The following is an 18,990-nucleotide window of genomic DNA, read 5'->3' as shown; positions in this document are numbered from 1 at the left end:
GACTAGCCGAACGTCCCCGCCGATCAACACCCGCTCGTCGCTTTTCTGGGGAAAAGCGAGATGTGCGGTTTTCCGCACGGTTGCGCGAAATTATCAGACCAGGAACGCGGCAAACCTAGCGTCATTTGGCGGATTCCGCGCATTGCGACCTCGGAAACGCCCCCCTAAAGGAGGGGTAATCCGGGAGAGAGAAATGTCTGAGGAATCGAACGTCCAGTTTTCCGAGCGCGAGGCGCTGCTGTACCATTCGGAAGGACGTCCGGGTAAGATCGAGATCATCGCATCCACGCCGATGGCGACGCAGCGCGACCTCGCGCTGGCCTATTCGCCCGGCGTCGCCGTGCCGGTGCGCGCGATCGCCGAGGATCCGGCGACCGCTTATGACTATACCGCCAAGGGCAATCTGGTCGCCGTGATCTCCAACGGCACCGCGATCCTGGGCCTCGGCAATCTCGGCGCGCTGGCTTCCAAGCCGGTGATGGAAGGCAAGGCCGTGCTCTTCAAGCGCTTCGCCGACGTCGATTCGATCGACATCGAGCTGAAGACCGAGGACGTCGATCGCTTCATCGACGCGGTCGAGCTGATGGAGCCGACCTTTGGCGGCATCAACCTGGAGGACATCAAGTCCCCCGAGTGCTTCGTGATCGAGCAGACCCTGCGCGAGCGCATGAACATTCCCGTGTTCCATGACGACCAGCACGGCACCGCGATCATCGCCGCCGCCGGCCTGATCAACGCGCTCCACCTGACGGGGCGCGACATCAGGACGACCCGCGTTGTGGTGAACGGCGCCGGCGCGGCCGCGATCGCCTGTGCCGAGCTGATCAAGGCGATGGGCCTGCCGCACGACAATCTGCTGATGCTCGATCGCACCGGCGTGATCTATCAGGGTCGCGAAGGCATCAACCAGTGGCAGTCGGCGCATGCCGTCTCCACCGAGCGCCGCACCCTGGCCGATGCGCTGGAAGGCGCCGATGTTTTCCTGGGCCTCTCGGCCGCTGGCGCGCTGCCCGCCGAGCTGCTCAACCACATGGCGCTCAAGCCGATCATCTTCGCGATGGCCAATCCCGATCCCGAGATCACGCCGCCGGAAGCCAAGCGGGCCCGTCCGGATGTGATCATCGCCACCGGACGTTCGGACTATCCGAACCAGGTCAACAACGTGCTCGGCTTCCCGTTCATCTTCCGCGGCGCGCTCGACGTGCGCGCGACGACGATCAACGACGCGATGAAGGTCGCCGCCGCGCAGGCCATCGCCGAGCTCGCCCGCCAGCAGGTGCCCGAGGAAGTCGCCGCGGCCTATGGCACGCAGCACAGCTTCGGCCCCGACTATATCATCCCGGCGCCGTTCGATCCGCGCCTGATGGAACTGGTGCCCGCCGCCGTCGCCCAGGCGGCGATGGACTCGGGCGTGGCAACCAAGCCGATCACCGACATGAACGCCTATCGCCAGACGCTGCGCGCGCGCCTGAACCCGACGACGTCGGTGCTCAGCCTCGCCTATGAGGGCGCCAAGGCCAATCCGAAGCGCGTCATCTTCGCCGAAGCCGAAGAGGAAGTCGTGCTGCGCGCGGCGATCGCCTTCAAGGATGGCGGCTATGGCACGCCTGTGCTGGTCGGCCGCGAGAGCGTGCATGATCGGCTGCGGGTGCTTGGCGTCAATCCCGACGACTTCGAGGTCCACAACAGCGTCAACTCGCCGCTGGTGCCGGAAATGGTCGAGTTCCTCTATGCCCGCCTGCAGCGCCGCGGCTATCTCCGCCGCGACGCGGAGCGGATGGTCAATCGCGACCGCAACATCTTCGGTGGCCTGTTGCTCCAGCTCGGCCATGCCGATGCGATGATCACCGGCGTGACGCGCACCTGGGCCGAATCGATGCGCCAGGTGAAGCGCGTGATCGATCACCGCCCGGGCCAGACGCCGTTCGGCATGCACGTGCTGGTCGGCCAGTCGCACACCGTGTTCATCGCCGACACCACGGTGAACGAGCGGCCCAGTGCCGAGGAACTGGCCGACATCGCGGAGGGCGCTGCGACGGTTGCCCGTCGCATGGGCCATGAGCCGCGTGTCGCCTTCCTCAGCTACTCCAATTTCGGCAATCCCGAAGGCCAGTGGCTCGACAATGTCCGCGGCGCGATCAAGATTCTCGACGGGCGCGCGGTCGAGTTCGAATATGAGGGCGAGATGTCGCCGGACGTCGCGCTCAACGAGCGCCAGCTCGCCAACTATCCCTTCGCGCGGATCTCTGGCCCGGCCAATGTGCTGATCATGCCCGGCCTGCAGTCGGCCAACATCTCGGCCAAGCTGCTTCGCGAGCTGGGTGGCGATTCGACCATCGGCCCGATGCTGATCGGCATGGAGAAGCCGGTGCAGATCGCGCCGATGACTGCCACGGCCAGCGAACTGGTGACGCTGGCGGTGCTGGCTGCGGGCGGGATTGCCCGCTGATATAGCACGATAAAACACCTCTTGCCTGTTACATTTGTAGCATGCTACAAATGTAACAGGTTGAGGGAGGTCGAGTCGTGATCGAATCGCTGCCGCGCCGTGAGCGCGAGGTATTCGAGGCATTGTGCAGCCTGGGTGAGGGCACCGCCGCCGCCGTGCGCGGGGCGATGGCCGATCCGCCCAGCGACTCCGCGGTGCGTACCCTGCTCGGCCGGCTCGAGGCCAAGGGGCTGATCGGCCACAGCACGCGCAACCAGGCCTATGTCTATGCCCCGGTGCCACAGGCCGATGCGGTGGCGGAGACGGCGCTGCAGCGGCTGGTGCAGACCTTCTTCCAGGGTTCCGCGGCACGCGCCGCCACGGCGCTGCTCGGCATGGAGACCCGGCTGACCCGGGACGAGATCGACGAGCTCCAGCGCGCGATCGACGAAGCACGGGGAGAAGCGAAATGAGCTTCGACCTGCTGATCGAGCTTGGCTGGAAATCCTCGCTGGCCTGTGCCGTTGCATTGTTCGCGAACCATGCGCTGCGCGGGCGGCCGGCGGCGCAGCGGGTCGCGATGCTGCGTGCCGGGGTTGTGGCGCTGCTGTTGCTGCCGCTGCTGATCCTCACCGTGCCCGCGCTCGAGATCGCGGTGTTGCCCGCGAGCGCGCCGTTGCCGGCACTGCCGGAGGCGGCGGCTGCCGTCGTCTTGCCCGTGGCGACGGCGGCGCCCGCGCCCGAGATCGACTGGATCGCCCTTGCCTACATGATGGGTGGCACGCTCATCCTGCTTCGTCTCGCGCTCGGCCTGTTCACGCTGCACCGTTGGACCCGCCATGCGGTGCCCGTCTCCGATCCCGTGTGGATGGAGGCGATCGCACGGGCCGCCGAACCCTTGAGGCGGCCCGTGCGACTGCTCGTCTCGCCGCGCGTGCCCTCGCCGCTGAGCCTGGGCGTGGCGCCGGCGACGATCCTGATCGGACCCGATACCGAGCGTTCGCCCGACCGCGCCGCCGCGGTGGTTGCTCATGAGATGGCGCATGTCCGCCGCTTTGACTGGCCGGTGATGCTCGCCGCGCGGGTCGCGCTGGCGCTGTTCTGGTTCAATCCGCTCGCCTGGCTGCTGGTTACCGAGCTTGCCCGCCAGACCGAGCTGGCGGCGGACGAGGACGCGGTGACGCGGGTGGCGCGGGCCGATTATGCGCAGACGCTGCTGGCGGTGGCCGGCGGCTGCGGCGCGCATTCGGCGTGCGGCATGGCGGTGACACGCAGCGCGCTTGGCCGGCGGATCCGGCTTGTGCTCGACGCGGCGCCGCGCAAGCCGGCGAGCGGGCTGCTCTGCACCGCGCTGATCGGCAGCATCCCGCTGGGCATCGCGCCGCTGGCGGCGATGCAGCTGGTCGAGAAGCCCTACGTGCAGGTGCCCCACATGGGCGGTGACCTGCGGGCGGCATTGGCCAGGCTCGAGACGCAGCCGAACCCGGCGCCGGGCGCGCTCCGGTTCCGGGCGGCGGCGCCCGCCACGCAGGAGCGCCGGCCGCTGCGTGCGCCGCGCGCTGTCGGGCCGGAGCGGGCTTCGCTCGTCGCGCCGACTGTCGCCAGGCAGGAGCGTGCTCCGCTCGTCACGCCACCTGCCGATGTCCGGGAGCAGGCGCCTCTTGATCGCAAGCCTGCGCCGGCAAAGCCTCCTGTGCCCGGCATGGAGGAGGTTTACCTGAGCGGGGCCAAGGCGCGCGGCATGGTCAAGGCGTCGCTGGAGGCAAGCAAGCCGGAAGCGAGTGCGCCGATCAAGCTGTCCTGGAAAACCGGGCCGGATGTGAAGGCCAAGGTGGCGCAGTTGATGGAGGCGGCGGGCCAGTTGCGCGCGGCGGCAAAGGAATATCGTGAAAAGGCGCAGGACCCCGGCCTCTCGCTCGATATCCGACAGGGGTACCGCAATGCCGCAGAGACGCTGCGGACCGAGGCCTGGAAAATGATGAAGCAGGCGGAGCAGATGAAGGGCGTCCTCTAGCCTCGCGCTGACCCAGCACCGCCGAACCAAAGCGCGGCTTTCGCGCCACGGAGCCGGCTTGCCCGGTGCACTGAAGGGAGAATGACGATGCGTTCGATCCTGTTCCTGTCCCTTGTCCTGGCTGGCACCTGCGCGGCGCGGGAGCCCATGCAGCGGCCCGAGCCGTCGGCCCGGCTGGCCTATGCCGACCTTGCCCTCGACACCCCGGCGGGCCGCGACGCGCTGCGTGCCCGGGTGGAGACCGCGGTGCGGGCCTTTTGCCGGGCGCATGGCGATACCGTCACGCCGCAGCTGATCCGCAACGAGACGGGCTATTGCCTCGACACGCTGCGCCAGTCGATGGCCGACGCCATGCCCGAGCCGGTGCGTCGCGCCTATTATCGGCGTTAGGCCTCTCCAACATCGCTCGGGCGGCGACTCGCGAAAGTACACGAAGTACAGGCCAAGCGCGGGGTTTGGGGCGCCTCAAATTGATGCAATTCCCGCCAACGCCGCGCATCTCGCAACAATCTTGCGAGCGCGCGATCCTATTTTCCCAACGGCATCAAGGAGCGGCCGGCGATGGCGCCGGCTGCTCCAGCCCAGCAGGCCAGATCCTACATTGCAAGCGGCGTCAGCCGTCGATGCTAATCCCCAGCGAAGCGTTGACCAGTCCGCCATCGACCGTGATCGTGTCGCCCACGACATAGTCGCCGGCGCGGCTGGCCAGGAAGATCGCGGCGCCGGCCATGTCCTCGTCATAGCCGATGCGCCTGGCCGGGATCGCCTTGGCGACTTCGCCGCCATGGTCGCGCGCCGCCTTGTTCATGTCGCTTGCAAAGGCGCCGGGGGCGATCGAGGTGACGTTGATATGGTCGCGGATCAGCCGGGCGGCCATGCGCTTGGTCAGGTAGATCAGCGCCGACTTGGAGGCGTGATAGCTGTAGGTCTCCCAGGGATTGAGCCGCTGGCCGTCGATCGAGGTGATGTTGATCACCTTGGCCGGGCGCTCCGCCGAGCCGCCGGCCTTGAGCAGGTCGAACAGGGCCTGGGTGAGGAAGAAGGGGGACTTCACATTGAGGTCCATCACCTTGTCCCAGCCCTTTTCCGGGAAGGTGTCGAAGGGCTCGCCCCAGGCGGCGCCGGCATTGTTGACCAGGATGTCGAGCCGCTCCTCGCGCTCGGCAAGCGCAGCGGCGAGGGCCTTGCAGCCTTCCACGGTCGACACGTCCATCGGCAGGGCGATGCAGTTCGGGCCGAGCGCGGCGGCGGTTTCCTCACAGGCCTCGGCCTTGCGCGACGAGACATAGACCTTGGCGCCCTGGGCGACATAGCCCTCGGCGATCATCCGGCCGATGCCTCGCGAGCCGCCGGTGACGAGTGCGATCCGGCCGTCGAGGCGGAAGAGCGTGCTTGTGTCCATTCTGTCCTCTCCAAATTCGTCATCCCGGCGAAAGCCGGGATCCTGTGCGGCTCTTTCGCCGCGCTTCCGCCTGAGATCCCGGCGTTCGCCGGGATGACGGCTATTCTCTTCTACCCGCCCCGCTTCAGCGTCTCGCGGGCAATGATCAGCTGCTGGATCTGGCTGGTGCCCTCATAGATCCGGAACAGGCGGACATCGCGGTACAGCCGTTCGATGCCATAGTCTGCGATGTAACCGGCGCCGCCGAAGATCTGCACGGCGCGGTCGGCCACCCGGCCGACCATCTCGCTGGCGAAATATTTGGCGGCGGCGGCTTCCATCGTGGTGTTCTGGCCGGCGTCCTTGGCGGCGGCGGTCTCCAGCACCAGCGCCTTGGCGGCCAGGGCCTCGGTCTTGGAATCCGCGAGCATCGCCTGGATCAGCTGGTGCTCGGCGATCGGCTTGCCGAACTGTTTGCGCTCGCTCGCATAGGCCACGCAGTCGGCAATCAGCCGCTCCGCCACGCCGACGCACACCGCCGAGATATGGAGCCGGCCGCGGTCCAGCACCTGCATGGCGATCCTGAAGCCCTCGCCCTCGGCGCCGAGCCGGTTGGCGGCGGGGACGGGGGTGTCGTCGAACACGACATCGGCCACCCTTGCGCCCTTCTGGCCCATCTTCTTCTCGGGCTCGCCGATGCTCACCCCGGGCAGGTCGCGCGGCACCAGGAAAGCGGAGACGCCGCGGCCCCCCGGCTCGTCGCCGGTGCGGGCCATGACGGTGAAGAGCTCGGCCTTGTCGGCATTGGTGATGAAGCGCTTGGTGCCGGTGAGGCGGTAGACATCGCCATCCTTAACCGCCCGGGTCTTCACCGCGCCGCTGTCCGATCCGACATCGGGCTCGGTCAGGGCGAAGCTGGTGACGATCTCGCCGCTGGCGATCCTGGGCAGCCACTGCGCTTTCTGTTCCGGGGTGCCGGCCATGACGAGGCCCTGCGAGCCGATGCCGACATTGGTGCCGAAGCTCGAGCGGAACGCCGGGGTGGTGCGGCCGAGCTCGATGGCGACCCTGCACTCCTCGAGCATCGTCAGGCCCAGGCCGCCATAGTCCTCCGAGATCGACAGGCCGAACAGGCCGAGGGCCTTCATCTCGTCGATGACTTCCGCCGGGATGGCGTCGGCGGCCTCGACCTCGCCCTCCAGCGGGCGGAGGCGCTCGCTGACGAAGCGGCGGATAGTGTCGATCAGCGTATCGAAGACTTCGGGGTCGAGCGCCATTGCTTCACGTTCCTCAGGTTCGAAGCGGGACGCTATACCGCCAGCACGGGCTTGGGCAAGCCATACCCGATGTTCCAATCTGTTCCGGTTGACCCTCCGGGTGCGGCACCTATGCTGCGCGGCAAACGGGTCGAGAGGGAACGCAAGGGCATGGACACCAACCAGGCGGCAGTGCCCCCGACACGGCGAATCCGCACTCCCATCATGCTCGCCTATGGCTTCGGCACGGTGGCTTACGGCGTGAAGGATTTCTGCTTCTCGACCTTCCTGCTGTTCTTCTTCAACCAGGTGCTCGGCCTGCCGGCGACCGAGGTTGGCTTCGCGATTATGTGCGCGCTGCTGCTCGATGCGGTGGCCGATCCGGCGATCGGTTTCCTGTCGGACCGGACGCGGAGCCGCTGGGGGCGGCGCCATCCCTGGATGTATGCCTCCGCCATCCCGATCGCGGTGGGCTGGATCCTGCTGTGGAACCCGCCCTCGCTCTCGCATGGCAACATGCTGCTCTGGGTATTCGCCATGTCGGTGCTCGTCCGCACCGCGGTCTCGGCGTACGAAGTGCCGAGCCAGGCGCTGACCCCGGAACTTTCCGCCGATTACGAGGAGCGGACCCGGATCATGTCCTATCGCTTCCTGTTCGGCTGGGCCGGCGGGCTGGTGATGATGATCCTTGCCTATTCCTGGCTGCTCGGGCCCTCGCCGGGCCATCCCAACGGCCAGCTGGTCCGGGAGAACTACCCGGCCTTCTCGCTGGTGAGTGCCGGGCTGATGGTATTCGCGATCCTGGTTTCGGCCTGGGGCACGCATGGCGAGATCAAGCGGCTGCCCCGTGCCGAGGGCACGCGCCAGTCGCTCGGTGCGCATTTCGGCGAGCTGGGCCGGACGGTGCGGAACCGCGCCTTCCTGATCCTGATGGCGGCGGGGCTCTGCTATTATTGCGCGCAGGGCGTCAGCTTCGCGCTGTCGAGCTATATCTACGCCCATGTCTGGCGCTTCCAGAACCAGGACTTCACGATCATCGCCTTCTCGCTGCTGGTCGGTGCCTATTTCGCCTTTCTCGTCGCGCCCCGGGTCTCGCGCCGGCTGGGCAAGCCCAGGGCGGCGATGTGGCTGATGGCGGCGGCCGCCTTCTGGGTGGCGCTGCCCTATGTCCTGCGCCTCGCCGGGCTGTTTCCCGAGCCCGGCACGCCGTGGATGCTGCCTTCGCTGTTCGTCATCTACGTCCTCAATGTGACGTGCAGCATCTCGGCGACGATCCTGGGTTCCTCGATGATGGCCGATGTCGTCGAGCACTCCGAGATCGAGACCGGGCGGCGCAACGAGGGCGTGTTCTTCGCCGGCGCCTTTTTCGTGCAGAAATGCTGCAGCGGCCTGGGCATCTGGGCGACCGGCATGCTGCTCGACCTGGTCGACTTCCCGGCGGTGGCCAAGGTGGGGCAGGTCGCCCCGGCGGCAGTGGATCGGCTGACCATCCTCTTCTCCGTCCTCTACGCCGTGCTCGCCCTGGCGGCGGCGGGCCTCTATCGCTTCTTCCCCTTCGGCAAGGCCGAGCATGAGGCCCGGGTGGCCGTGCTTGCCGGCCGAAGCGCGGAAATGTCCGCCGAGGGCTGACCCCCCGGCGGACATCCTTTCCTCCCCAGGAAAGTCGTTCCTCACCCCTTCCGCCATCCCCGACGAAGCAGGGATGGCGCGGGGGAAGAGGGAAAGTCGGCGTCCTCAGGCCACGCGGCCCAGGCGGTGATAGAGGTTGGCGTATTTCACGCTCTCGGGAGCGTCCTTCACCTTCTCGAGATGGGTCGCCACCGCGTCGCGGATGAGGCGGAAATCCTCGGTCGAGAAGACGGCGCGGCTGCGCTGGGGTTCGGTCATGGCAATCACTCCTTTCTCAGGTTTCAGGCGGCTTCGGTGGTGACGAACTGGGCGGCCTCGGTGCTCTCGGCCAGCGCCGTGGTGCTGCTCGATCCGCCCGCCAGCGTGGTGGCGATCGCATCGAAATAGCCGGTGCCGACTTCGCGCTGGTGGCGGGTCGCGGTGTAGCCGTTTGCCTCGGCGGCGAACTCGGCCTGCTGCAGCTCCGAATAGGCCGCCATGCCGCGATCCTTGTAGCCCCGGGCCAGCTCGAACATGCCGTAGTTGAGCTGGTGGAAGCCCGCCAGGGTGACGAACTGGAACTTGTAGCCCATCGCGCCGATCTCGCGCTGGAAGCGGGCGATATCGTCCTTGTCGAGATTCTTCTCCCAGTTGAAGCTGGGCGAGCAATTGTACGCCAGCATCTTGTTGGGGAACTCCTTCTTGATCGCCTCGGCGAAGCGGCGGGCATCGTCCAGGTTCGGCTTCGAGGTTTCCCACCACAGCAGGTCGGCGTGCTCGGCGAACGCCAGGCCGCGCTTGATGCAGTGATCGACGCCGGTGCCTTCCCTGAGGCGGAAGAACCCTTCCGGGGTCCGCTCGCCGGTGAGGAACTCGCGGTCGCGCTCGTCGACATCCGAAGTGATCAGGCGCGCGCTCTCGGCATCGGTGCGGGCGCAGATCACCGTCGGCACGCCGGCGACGTCCGCCGCAAGCCGCGCCGCATCGAGGTTGCGGATATGCGCCTGGGTGGGGATCAGCACCTTGCCGCCGAGATGGCCGCACTTCTTCTCCGAGGCGAGCTGGTCCTCGTAATGCACGCCCGCGGCGCCGGCGGCGATATAGGCCTTCATGATCTCGAAGCAGTTGAGCGGGCCGCCGAAGCCGGCCTCGGCATCGGCGACGATCGGCATGAACCAGTCGCGCTTGGCGCCGCCTTCCATATGCTCGATCTGATCGGCGCGCTGGAGCGTGGCGTTGATCCGCTTTGCCAGCTCCGGGCCGGCATTGGCGGGATAGAGCGACTGGTCGGGATACATCTGGCCGGCGGTGTTGGCATCGGCGGCGACCTGCCAGCCCGACAGGTAGATCGCCTTGAGCCCGGCGCGGACCATCTGCATCGCCTGGTTGCCGCTGAGCGCGCCCAGGGCGTTGATGTAATCCTCGGTCTGCAGCAGCTCCCACAGCTTCAATGCGCCGCGGCGGGCGAGCGTGTGCTCGACGGGGAGCGAGCCGCGCAGCCGCTCGACATCCTCCGGCGTGTACGGACGCACGATGCCGTCGAACCGGCCGGTGGGGGCGGGGATCAGGTCTTCGAAGCGCGTCGGCATTGTGTGTTCCTTGACTAGGTTGCCCAGTCTGTATGGATATTTCTTGAGTCCCTTTGCAGTCGGTGTGTGCATTTGTGAGGGTCTGGGTGTTGAGGCGGCTTTCCTTTGCCTTGAAAGGTTGTAAATTATTTACAATTGGGATCGACTCGTTCGGAGTGAACGTATCGGGAACATGTGGTGTAGGACAGCATCTATTCTCCTCCCTGGAAGGGAGGGGCTAGGGACGGTTGGGGGCCTGGCGATACGGATGAGTCTGGTGTGACTGCACCCTATCGCGAGCATTCCACCCACCCCCGACCCCTCCCTTCCAGGGAGGGTAGTTTTTGAAGGCGGAATTGGATGGCCGAACAGAAGCTCTTCGCGGGACATGCCGTGCGCCGGCTGCGGCGGCAGCTGCTGCTGACCCAGGCGGCGATGGCCGAGGCGCTGGGGGTGTCGGCCAGCTACCTCAACCTGGTCGAGCGCAACCAGCGGCCGGTTTCCGCCACGCTGATGCTGCGGCTGGCCGAAGTGTACGACTTCGATCCGCGCAAGCTGGCGGCGGCCGAACCGGGCGGGGGGATGGAAGCGCTGCGTCGGCGGCTGGCGGATCCGCTGTTCGCCGATCTCGAGATCGACCGGCAGCAGATGGAGGAATGGCTGGCGGGCGCGCCGGGCGGGGCGGAGGCGTTCGCGCGTGCCTATGACCGGCTGGGCGGCGGCGGGCCGGCGGCGGATGCGCGGGCGGGCGATCCCGGGCGGCAGGTGCGCCGCGAGGTCGAGCGCTGGCGCAACCATTTCGCCGATCTCGACGCGGTGGCCGAGGCGCTGGCCGACGAGCTGCGCCAGACCGCCGGCGATCCCTATGGCGCGATGGCCGAGCGGCTGCGGGTGCGGCACCAGCTCTCCGTGCGCATCCTGCCGGCGGACGTGATGCCGGGGCTGCTCAAGCGGCTCGATCTGCATGCGCGGCAGGTGCAGCTCTCCGAGCTGCTCGACGTGCCGGGGCGGACCTTCGCGCTGGCCGAGCGGCTTTCGCAGGAAGCGCGGGGCGAGATCGAGGCGCTGGTGCGCGGTGCCGGGCTCGATCGCGCGGGCGAGCGGCTCTACACGCGGCATCTGGTCGGCTATTTCGCGGCGGCACTGGTGATGCCCTATGGCCGGTTCCTGCGGGCGTGCGAGCAGAGCGGCTATGACATGGAAGTGCTGCAGCGACGCTTCGGGGCGAGTTTCGAGCAGGTGGCGCACCGGCTGACGACGCTGCAGCGGTTGGGCGCGCGCGGGCTTCCCTTCTTCCTGATGCGGATCGACCGGGCAGGGCAGGTCTCCAAGCGCTTCGCCGGGGCGAGCGGATCGGCGCTGGTGGAAGGTCCCGGCCTGTGCCCGTTATGGAACCTCACCGAGGCGTTCGGCCGGGCGGACGAGACGCTGCGCCAGCTGGTCGAGACCGAGGACGGCGCGCGCTGGTTCACGCTGGCCCAGGCGCGGACCCCGCAGGGGGCGCGCGGGGTGAAGGCGCGCTTCTCGATCGGCATCGGGCTGGCGGCGGCTGAGGCGCGGGTGCTGTCCGCGGCGCGGGGCGTCGACCTGGCGGGCGAGGCGGTGCCGGTGGGGCTGGGGTGCCGGGCCTGCACCCGGCCGGATTGTGCGCAGCGCTCGGCGGCGCCGGCCGGGCGCGCGGCGCTGGCGAGCGAGCGGGAGAGCGGGGTTACGCCGTTCGGCTTTGCGGGGGATTAGGCGCGCAGAGGCATGGCAGGCATCCCCCTTGTGGAGGCCTGCTTCATCGGTAGAATTCCAACATGCCCGGCCTGCTGATGATCTATCTGCTTTTCTTCTTCGCGGCGCTGATCGGGGTGCTGCCTGTCTTCGCGATCGCCTATCTGCTGCGCAACCAGCGGTTCAATGCATGGGTCTGGGCGTGGCTGGGCACCGGCGTCGGCGTCGTCCTGATCCTGCAGGTGACGGGTGTCATCTGGACGGTGCTCAGCTGGCAGTAGCTTCCGTCACTGGTGAGCGGGCGCTGACGAACGGGCGCGAGAGTTCGGGTTTGCGGGGGACCAGGGCCAGACGTTCCGTGCGATCAAAGACTGGAAGCCGGGAATGGCCCATGGCAGGATCGAGCGATGTGGTGGTGGAAGCTCAATCGGCAGCAGAAGCTGCGAAGGGTGGCGGTGTCGCTGTGGACCACGCCTATCGTCATGCTCTTCCCGCTCTGGCTTGGATATATTTTCTACCCCTCCCTGATCCTGGAAGCGCCGGAGGTGTTTTTCCTGTTTTTCGTCATACCCTTTGGCGCGGCTGCGTTTCTCTATTGGCTCGCTGCGCGCACGCCTGCCGGCTAGTTCTCGCTCATCGCCATTCCCAGCTGGGTAGGGAGAGCGGTATGTTTCAGATCGCGCTTTTCCGGCGAGCGAGCGCCCTTGAGGTCTGCGTGGGATTAGCACCGGAAGCGCGGCAATCGCGCTAACGCCGGTGCGGGCGACCGGATAGGAAGGGCGCGCAATTCCAGGGGGACGGGCGATGTCGATGAGCATGATCACGATCAATTTCCAGAACGCGATGCTGACGACGACGACGTCGCAGATCCTTGTGCAGAACGGCAATTTCGCGCTCGACACGACGAGCGCCCTGTCGATGTCCGGCACGCTCCCGTTCTCGTCGCTCTACATCACCTCGGGTGCGATCAACTTCAATGTCGAGAGCGGGACCAGCTTTGCCGCGAACATTATGGTGCCGCTGAATGCTCCCGGTGGCGCGCCGGTGCTCGAGATCACCAATTTCGCCGGCACCGTGATCGTGACCTGGCCGACGGCGATGGGTCTGCAGACGCAGACATTGATGTCGGGCGATCCGATCACGCTCAACGGGTTTGTGAACTAGCGCGCGCGATCGGCTTTGCTGTTCCCCGGCGAAGGCCGGGGCCCGGGGTAACCGAGCAAGACGGCAGAGAAACCCTGGGCCCCGGCTTTCGCCGGGGAGCAGTTTGGGGTGTTTGGGTTACGCCGCCTGTTCGGCCAGCAATTCCGCCAGCTGGGCGAACTGCTCGGGCAGGCCTTCGCTGCCGCCGATATTGGCGTCGAGCGCTTCCTTGGAGGGGTGGCGCTCGTGGAAGGTGAGCAGGGTCTTGCCGTCCCGCTCCTCGAAGGTGACGGTGGAGATCGGGCCATCCTCGCTCTCCTCGTTGGTCCAGACGATGCGCTGGTTGGGGACCACTTCGACGTACTTGCCGAAGAATGCCCAGACCTGGCCGCCCTCGCCGTCGAACTCGATGCGATAGCCGCCGCCGACCCGGACATCGAGCTCGCGGACATGCATCGGCGCGCCGAGCGAGGCGGGTACCCACCAGCGCTGGAACAGCTCGGGCGTGGTCCAGGCGCGCCAGACGAGATGCGGCGGGGCGTCGAACAGGCGGGTGGCCTCGACTTCGGTGTCCGAGGTGCGCGTCACCTTGGTGGCGCCGAGTTCAGTGGCGTTCAGGCTCATCCAAATTCTCCTGGGCTTTGAGTTCCGCGATGACCTGGTCGAGCGCATCGAAGCGCGCGTTCCAGAGCTGGTGATAGCCGGCGATCCAGGCCGCCTCGTCGGCGAGGCCCTGCGCGCCGAGCCGGCAGGTGCGCACCCGGCCGATCTTCTCGGTGACGACCAGCCCGGCGCGCTCGAGGACGTGGATATGCTTCTTCATGCCGGTGAGGGTCATGTGGAAGCGTTCGGCAAGATCGGTGATCGACGCTTCCGCGCGTGCGAGTTGCTCGAGCACGCCGCGGCGCGTGGCGTCCGACAAAGCGGCGAAGGAAGCGTCGAGGCGGGCGGTGGCTGAAAACTGAACCATGTGGTTCAGTGTTAGCCTATCGCGGATTTGCATGCAAGCGCAGGGAACCGTGTGCGGCCGCTGCCGGTTGCCTCTGGCGAGAGAGGAGCATCCCCATGGAAACCATGCAGCTGCATCGCGGGCGGTTGATCGATCATATCCAGCTGGTCGTGCGCGACCTGGGCGCCAGCCGGCGTTTCTACGGGAAGGTGTTCGAGGTGATCGGCGTGCCGATCGCGGGCGAGGGCGAGGAGTTTTTCTGGGCGGACGAGCTGTTCATCTCGACCGCCGACAGCGAAGCGGCGGCGGGCAAGCTCACCGGCAGGCACCATATCGCCTTCCAGGCCAGGGACCGGGCGATGGTCGATCGCTTCCATGCGGAGGGGCTGGCGGCGGGCGGCACCGACAATGGCGCACCGGGCGAGCGACCCTATCATCCCGGCTATTACGGCGCCTTCCTGATCGATCCCGACGGCAACAATATCGAGGCGGTGTTTCACGGCCCGGCCGAGGTTTCGGCGGAGAGCGTGGTGGTTACGTTCGAGGCGTGATCTCAGGCCGGCTCGGCGGACGAGGCCGCGGGTTTCCTGCGCGAACGCCGGCGGCGGGGCTTCCCGCTGATGAAATCGTTGATCCACCAGGCGACGAGGACCATGCTGATGACGATCTGCGCCGAGTACAGGGCGCGCACTATGCTGTGATTGGGCGCGATGTCCCCGAAGTTCGCGGTGGTCGCCCCGCCCAGGCTGAAATAGAGAAAGTCGAGATAGCCGAGCTTCGCCTTCGCTGCGGTGAGATAGGCAGCGAACGCATCGTACAGCCTGCCGTTGAGATCGTAGATCGAGAGCTGGTGGTCCGACAGGCGCTTCTCGAGCGCGGCGGTCTCCCTGAGCCGGGCCAGATAGGCCTGCTGCGCGGGCTGGCGCTGGAACGCGTTCAGGTTCTTGAGGATGTGATCGCTGGCATCGATGTCCGCCTGGATCGCCTTGACCCTGAGCTCCGCCGCCTTGATCGCCAGGTCCGCATGCCTGATGGCATCGGGGCCCGCCGGAAGCTCCTCGTTGGTCCTGGCGTGATGGGCGTCGAGAATGTCCTGCTGCTGCCGGGCGATCGCGGCGAGCTGGCTGTCGAACGGCGCGGTCCTGGACTTGCGATAGGCCTCGGCCTGGCGCCACATGCTGGCCTGGAACGGCACATTGTCCTGCTGCTCGGCCTTGCGCCGCGCGTCGAGCGCCCGGCGTTCGCCGTCGATCACGGCGGTGCGCGCCTGGAGATCGCGATAGGCGCCGCGGATCCGGGCGACGGCGGCATCGACATCGGGATCGGTGAATTGCGGCAGCGGGCGGCCCGAGGTGACGCTGTAGGAACGCGCGGCGGCATAGAGATCGAGCGGCAAGTCGTTGAGCTTGCTCTCGACGCGGAAATAGTCGGGCCGCCACTCCCAGATCTGCTGATAGACGAACGCCATCCCGACGACCTGCACGGCCAGGGCGATCGATTTACAGTGTCGGCCAATCCGGCCGGACCAGGTGCGCTTCATGTTTCCCCCGATGCCGCGGACCATAGGGGGCGGGCGCCGGGGGAAGCAATGGCGCCTGGCCGACCTCAGCCCCTCTCCCGCATTTCCTTGAGCCAGCGGGCGCGGAGCTGGGCGGCGCTGCCGGGGATCGATGCGTCGAGGAACTCCGCCGCCAGGATCCGGTCGAGCCGGAAGGTGCGGAAATCGGCGCGCAGCTCGCACCAGGCGAGGACCATGCGGGTGGCGTCGGCATAGCCGATCATCAGCGGCCAGACGGTGCGGCTGGTCGCCCGGCCCTGCTCGTCGGCATAGTCCAGGCGCAGCTTGCGGCCGGCGCGGATCCAGGCGCGCAGCTGGGTGGCGTCGATGCCGTCGACCGGGCGATCGAAGGCCGGCACCGCGCGGGCGGCGGGATTGCCGAGGAACGGGCGCATCTCCTCGGGCAGCACGGCGGCGATCTTGGCGAGCAGGTCGCTGGCGGCGCGGGCGAGGCTCTCATCGGCATGGCCGGCGACCCAGGTGGCACCGAGCGCGACCGCGTCGATCTCGTCGGCGGTGAGCATCAGCGGCGGCAGGTCGAAGCCGCTTTCGAGGACATAGCCGATCCCCGCCTCGCCGCGGATCGGCACGCGCTGGCCGATCAGCGCGGCGATGTCGCGATAGACCGAGCGCTTCGAGGTCTCGAGCTCGGCGGCGATCGCGTCGGCGGTCACCGGGCGCGGGGAACGCCGAAGGATCTGGACGATCTGGAAGAGGCGATCCGCTTTCCGCATTTGCTTGTTCCTTGGCGGCACCAGCCCGCTCCCCCACCCAGTGTTAGGTGAACAGCGCCCCGCGCTGTTCACGTCATGCTGGGGGCATGACCGACCTAACACTCCCATAGAATACTGCCGTTGGGAGGCCGGGTGGGGGAGCGGGCCGGCACCGCAAATCTACTGCCACGCTGCTGACACCATGCTGGCAGCAGCGTGGCAGTAGGTCGAGTCCCGACACAGACAAACGGGAGTTCGGGACATGACGACGAAGACCTATCAGGGCAGCTGCCATTGCCGCGCGGTGACGTTCGAAGCGGATATCGACCTCGCGGCGGGCACCGGAAAGTGCAATTGCAGCTATTGCCGCAAGCGCCGCAACTGGGGCGTGGTGCTCAAGCCCGACCAGTTCCGGCTGCTCTCTGGCCGCGATGCGCTGGGCGAATATCAGTTCGGCACGAAGAGCGGGCATCACCGCTTCTGCGTCTATTGCGGGATCGCGCCGTTCGGCGACGGGCATGTCGAGGCGATCGGCGGCGATTTCGTCTCGGTGCAGGTCCTGTGCCTCGACGATGTGCCGCTGGCAGAGCTGGAGGCGGCGCCGGTCCGCTATGCCGACGGTCTGCACGACGCCTGGTGGCAGGAGGCCGAGGAGAAGGCGATCCTGTAGGAAGAGGCCGGCGGACGCGCCGGAGTTCTTCGCGGCCAATAGGCGGCGGATTTATTGAAGAGGACAATTATCAGATTGCGGATGTCGGCGCGGAGTAACTTGCGCTTCCGCTGTTCATGGTTACTATTTCCTTTGTTCGGGTAATCATGAGCTGGGGGGTAGCATGATATTTCGTTCGCATCTGACGGTTTTCACTCTGGTGGCGGCGTGCGCGCCGCTGCCTGTTCTGGCGCAGGGCGCCGAAGCCGTGTCCGGTTTCCGGAACGGGCTGAAGGGGCGGATCGTCGAGCAGCGCGCGCAGGGCGTGGATCCGCAGCGCGATTCGGCCAACAAGATCGATGCCGGCTATTATCGGCTGCGTTTCGAGCAGACCGCCATCGCCGACGCGGCGATCTGCCCGCGCGCGGCGTTCAAGTCGGGAGAAGAGTTCGCGAAATGGCGAAGCGACGAGGGCGGGCTCTACCAGCAGATCTTCGACAAGAAGGGCGTCTGGAGCCTCACCGCGCGGGTGGGCCTGCGCGCGCGGGGGAGCGAGCGGACGTCGCGCGAGCTGCGCCTGATCGCGGTCGAGAATCCTGAGGAGAAGAACTGCAAGCTGAAGATTGCCGGCAGCCAGCAGGGCGATGACGATGTGCTGGACGCGGCTTCGCTGCTGGTACCGTTCGACCCGACCAACACGATCTACGAGGACCGGCTCACGGTCGCGTTCAAGTCGGTCTACAAGCTGGAGCCCAACAGCCAGCGGCTCGACCAGCTCTGGGCGGGGATCAACCTGTTCGCCACCACGATCTCGGCGGGGCTCGGCCCGATCGTCGGCGCGGCGACTCCGCTGGGGAAGACCGAGACGGCGAAGCTGCTGACGACCGATGTCGAGACGGAAGCGCCGGCCAGCTTCGAGGCCGATCCCGGCCAGGGCACCCGGGCGAACCGGGTGTTCGTCTATCTGGGGTTCCCGCCGCTGCCCAGGACGCTCCCCGCGACGCTCACGGGCGGCATGACGATCTCGCTCAACTATCAGGCGTCGCTGTTCCGCAAGGGGCAATATTATTCGACGACCTTCACCCAGACCAATCCGATCCGCGCCAATGAGGTGCTCAACGCGACGCCGATCCCGGCCGAAGCCGCGGGGGGCAATTTGCGCACGGTGCGCCAGGCGCTGGCGACGGGCGTGTTCGACGGCCTGAACAATGCCACTTCGGCCGCGGGCTTCGACGGGGCCTGCTCGACCGCCCGCCCGGCGCTGAAGGCGCTCGACCTGTCCGAAGTCGATATCGATGCGTTCCTCTGGGCGGTCGCGGCCAGGTCCAGCCATGAAGCGGTGCGCGATCATCCCGGCAAGCTCACCTGTTTCGGTACCGAGGGGCGCGCCAATCTGGCCAAGCTGGGGGTCGTCGTCACCGATGAGGTGCCGCCGCCGCCACCCACGACGCAGGCGCCCCTTCTGGCGATGCATGCCGCGATGACCAGCTTCGGCGGGATCATCCAGGCGCCCCCGGGGACGCCGCTCAATCCCGACCTGACGGTGCGCTTCGCCGACAAGATCAGGATCGTCCTGGCCGACGATGCGGCGCAGGCGCTGATGCCGCAGTCCGAGATCAGCTTCGAGCGCCCGCGCGACGAAGCGCTGACTCTGCTCAACCAGAACTTCTCCAATATCGGCTGCTTCGCGCCGCGACAGGGCAGCGATACGCTGATGCTGCCGCTGCGGCCGAACTTCTTCCCACTCCCGGCCAATGGCCGGGCGGCGGCGGCGCTGGTGCTGTCTCGCGAAGCCACGCCGCGACCCTTCATCTTCTCGTTCGGCTTCGATCCGGTGCTTCAGGGCGGGAATGCGAAGATCGCGACGATCCTGATCGGACGGCGCGGGGCGGGAACCGATGATGTGGTCAAGGAACTGACCGTCAACCGGCGCCCGAAGAGCTGCACCGAGACCTGGATGAACGACGCGTTCAATCCCTGAGGCCGGGTGCGGCGGAGCCGTGGAAA

The 18,990-nt window shown here is 67.2% G+C and carries 20 protein-coding genes; 12 read left to right on the top strand and 8 right to left on the bottom strand.

Going from position 1 to position 18,990, the window contains the following annotated elements; all coding sequences use genetic code 11:
• The first annotated feature begins 193 nt into the window (after positions 1-193).
• From O3305_RS13005 to O3305_RS12990, 4 genes are all read left to right on the top strand, one after another.
• Complete coding sequence (locus tag O3305_RS13005; RefSeq protein ID WP_184164537.1) at positions 194-2,449, top strand: NADP-dependent malic enzyme; 2,256 nt, start codon at positions 194-196, stop codon at positions 2,447-2,449.
• Positions 2,450-2,526: 77 nt separating this feature from the next.
• The gene (locus O3305_RS13000; protein WP_269572942.1) at positions 2,527-2,901 is read left to right on the top strand and encodes a BlaI/MecI/CopY family transcriptional regulator; all 375 of its coding nucleotides are present in this window, start codon (positions 2,527-2,529) and stop codon (positions 2,899-2,901) included.
• On the top strand, positions 2,898-4,442 hold the full coding sequence (locus tag O3305_RS12995; protein WP_269572941.1) for a M56 family metallopeptidase: 1,545 nt from the start codon (positions 2,898-2,900) through the stop codon (positions 4,440-4,442). Before O3305_RS13000 ends, O3305_RS12995 begins: the two co-directional genes overlap by 4 nt.
• Before the next feature lie 87 nt (positions 4,443-4,529).
• Positions 4,530-4,832 (top strand): UrcA family protein, encoded by a 303-nt coding sequence (locus tag O3305_RS12990; RefSeq protein WP_269572940.1) that lies wholly within the window; start codon positions 4,530-4,532, stop codon positions 4,830-4,832.
• Positions 4,833-5,055: 223 nt separating this feature from the next.
• Here the strand turns inward: O3305_RS12990 and O3305_RS12985 are convergent, their stop codons facing one another.
• On the bottom strand, positions 5,056-5,844 hold the full coding sequence (locus tag O3305_RS12985; RefSeq protein WP_269572939.1) for an SDR family oxidoreductase: 789 nt from the start codon (positions 5,842-5,844) through the stop codon (positions 5,056-5,058).
• 110 nt (positions 5,845-5,954) lie between these two features.
• Positions 5,955-7,100, bottom strand: a complete 1,146-nt coding sequence (locus O3305_RS12980) for an acyl-CoA dehydrogenase family protein (RefSeq protein WP_269572938.1) — start codon at positions 7,098-7,100, stop codon at positions 5,955-5,957.
• 150 nt (positions 7,101-7,250) lie between these two features.
• On the opposite strand from O3305_RS12980, the gene O3305_RS12975 reads away from it, so the two are divergent.
• Entirely contained in the window at positions 7,251-8,708 is a 1,458-nt protein-coding gene (locus O3305_RS12975; protein ID WP_269572937.1) for an MFS transporter, read from the top strand.
• A 105-nt stretch (positions 8,709-8,813) separates the two neighbouring features.
• Here the strand turns inward: O3305_RS12975 and O3305_RS12970 are convergent, their stop codons facing one another.
• Together O3305_RS12970 and aceA are read right to left on the bottom strand one after the other, a co-directional pair.
• Entirely contained in the window at positions 8,814-8,966 is a 153-nt protein-coding gene (locus tag O3305_RS12970) for a hypothetical protein (protein WP_180147184.1), read from the bottom strand.
• 23 nt (positions 8,967-8,989) lie between these two features.
• Positions 8,990-10,276 (bottom strand): isocitrate lyase, encoded by a 1,287-nt coding sequence (gene aceA / locus O3305_RS12965; RefSeq protein ID WP_269572936.1) that lies wholly within the window; start codon positions 10,274-10,276, stop codon positions 8,990-8,992.
• 339 nt (positions 10,277-10,615) lie between these two features.
• Between aceA and O3305_RS12960 the strand changes: the two genes are divergently transcribed.
• From O3305_RS12960 to O3305_RS12945, 4 genes are all read left to right on the top strand, one after another.
• Complete coding sequence (locus tag O3305_RS12960) at positions 10,616-11,992, top strand: helix-turn-helix domain-containing protein (protein WP_269572935.1); 1,377 nt, start codon at positions 10,616-10,618, stop codon at positions 11,990-11,992.
• A gap of 62 nt (positions 11,993-12,054) precedes the next feature.
• On the top strand, positions 12,055-12,252 hold the full coding sequence (locus O3305_RS12955; RefSeq protein WP_269572934.1) for a hypothetical protein: 198 nt from the start codon (positions 12,055-12,057) through the stop codon (positions 12,250-12,252).
• 126 nt (positions 12,253-12,378) lie between these two features.
• Positions 12,379-12,597, top strand: coding sequence for a hypothetical protein (locus O3305_RS12950; RefSeq protein WP_269572933.1), 219 nt, complete (start codon positions 12,379-12,381; stop codon positions 12,595-12,597).
• 178 nt (positions 12,598-12,775) lie between these two features.
• A complete protein-coding gene (locus O3305_RS12945; RefSeq protein WP_269572932.1) occupies positions 12,776-13,135 on the top strand; it encodes a hypothetical protein in 360 nt (119 codons plus the stop codon).
• 117 nt (positions 13,136-13,252) lie between these two features.
• Here O3305_RS12945 and O3305_RS12940 read toward each other — a convergent pair whose 3' ends face one another.
• Together O3305_RS12940 and O3305_RS12935 are read right to left on the bottom strand one after the other, a co-directional pair.
• Positions 13,253-13,738, bottom strand: a complete 486-nt coding sequence (locus O3305_RS12940; RefSeq protein ID WP_269572931.1) for an SRPBCC family protein — start codon at positions 13,736-13,738, stop codon at positions 13,253-13,255.
• On the bottom strand, positions 13,719-14,084 hold the full coding sequence (locus O3305_RS12935; protein WP_269572930.1) for an ArsR/SmtB family transcription factor: 366 nt from the start codon (positions 14,082-14,084) through the stop codon (positions 13,719-13,721). Before O3305_RS12935 ends, O3305_RS12940 begins: the two co-directional genes overlap by 20 nt.
• Positions 14,085-14,179: 95 nt before the next feature.
• Here O3305_RS12935 and O3305_RS12930 point away from each other — a divergent pair, with 95 nt between their 5' ends.
• Entirely contained in the window at positions 14,180-14,614 is a 435-nt protein-coding gene (locus tag O3305_RS12930; protein WP_342250728.1) for a VOC family protein, read from the top strand.
• Between the two features lie 2 nt (positions 14,615-14,616).
• On the opposite strand, the gene O3305_RS12925 is transcribed toward O3305_RS12930, so the two are convergent.
• Both O3305_RS12925 and O3305_RS12920 read right to left on the bottom strand, forming a co-directional pair.
• A complete protein-coding gene (locus tag O3305_RS12925) occupies positions 14,617-15,603 on the bottom strand; it encodes a potassium channel family protein (RefSeq protein WP_269572929.1) in 987 nt (328 codons plus the stop codon).
• A gap of 65 nt (positions 15,604-15,668) precedes the next feature.
• Positions 15,669-16,355 carry a helix-turn-helix transcriptional regulator gene (locus tag O3305_RS12920; RefSeq protein WP_269572928.1) on the bottom strand — a complete coding sequence of 229 codons (687 nt, stop codon included), beginning with the start codon at positions 16,353-16,355 and terminating at the stop codon, positions 15,669-15,671.
• 241 nt (positions 16,356-16,596) lie between these two features.
• Between O3305_RS12920 and O3305_RS12915 the strand changes: the two genes are divergently transcribed.
• The gene (locus tag O3305_RS12915) at positions 16,597-17,004 is read left to right on the top strand and encodes a GFA family protein (protein ID WP_269572927.1); all 408 of its coding nucleotides are present in this window, start codon (positions 16,597-16,599) and stop codon (positions 17,002-17,004) included.
• A gap of 163 nt (positions 17,005-17,167) precedes the next feature.
• Entirely contained in the window at positions 17,168-18,964 is a 1,797-nt protein-coding gene (locus O3305_RS12910) for a hypothetical protein (RefSeq protein WP_269572926.1), read from the top strand.
• Positions 18,965-18,990 lie beyond the last annotated feature (26 nt).

The sequence above is a fragment of the Sphingomonas sp. NIBR02145 genome (genome assembly GCF_027359115.1).
GTDB classification, from domain to species: domain Bacteria; phylum Pseudomonadota; class Alphaproteobacteria; order Sphingomonadales; family Sphingomonadaceae; genus Sphingomonas; species Sphingomonas kyeonggiensis_A.
Note: the sequence above shows the minus strand (reverse complement) of the source record. Positions and strands in the feature narration are given on the sequence as shown.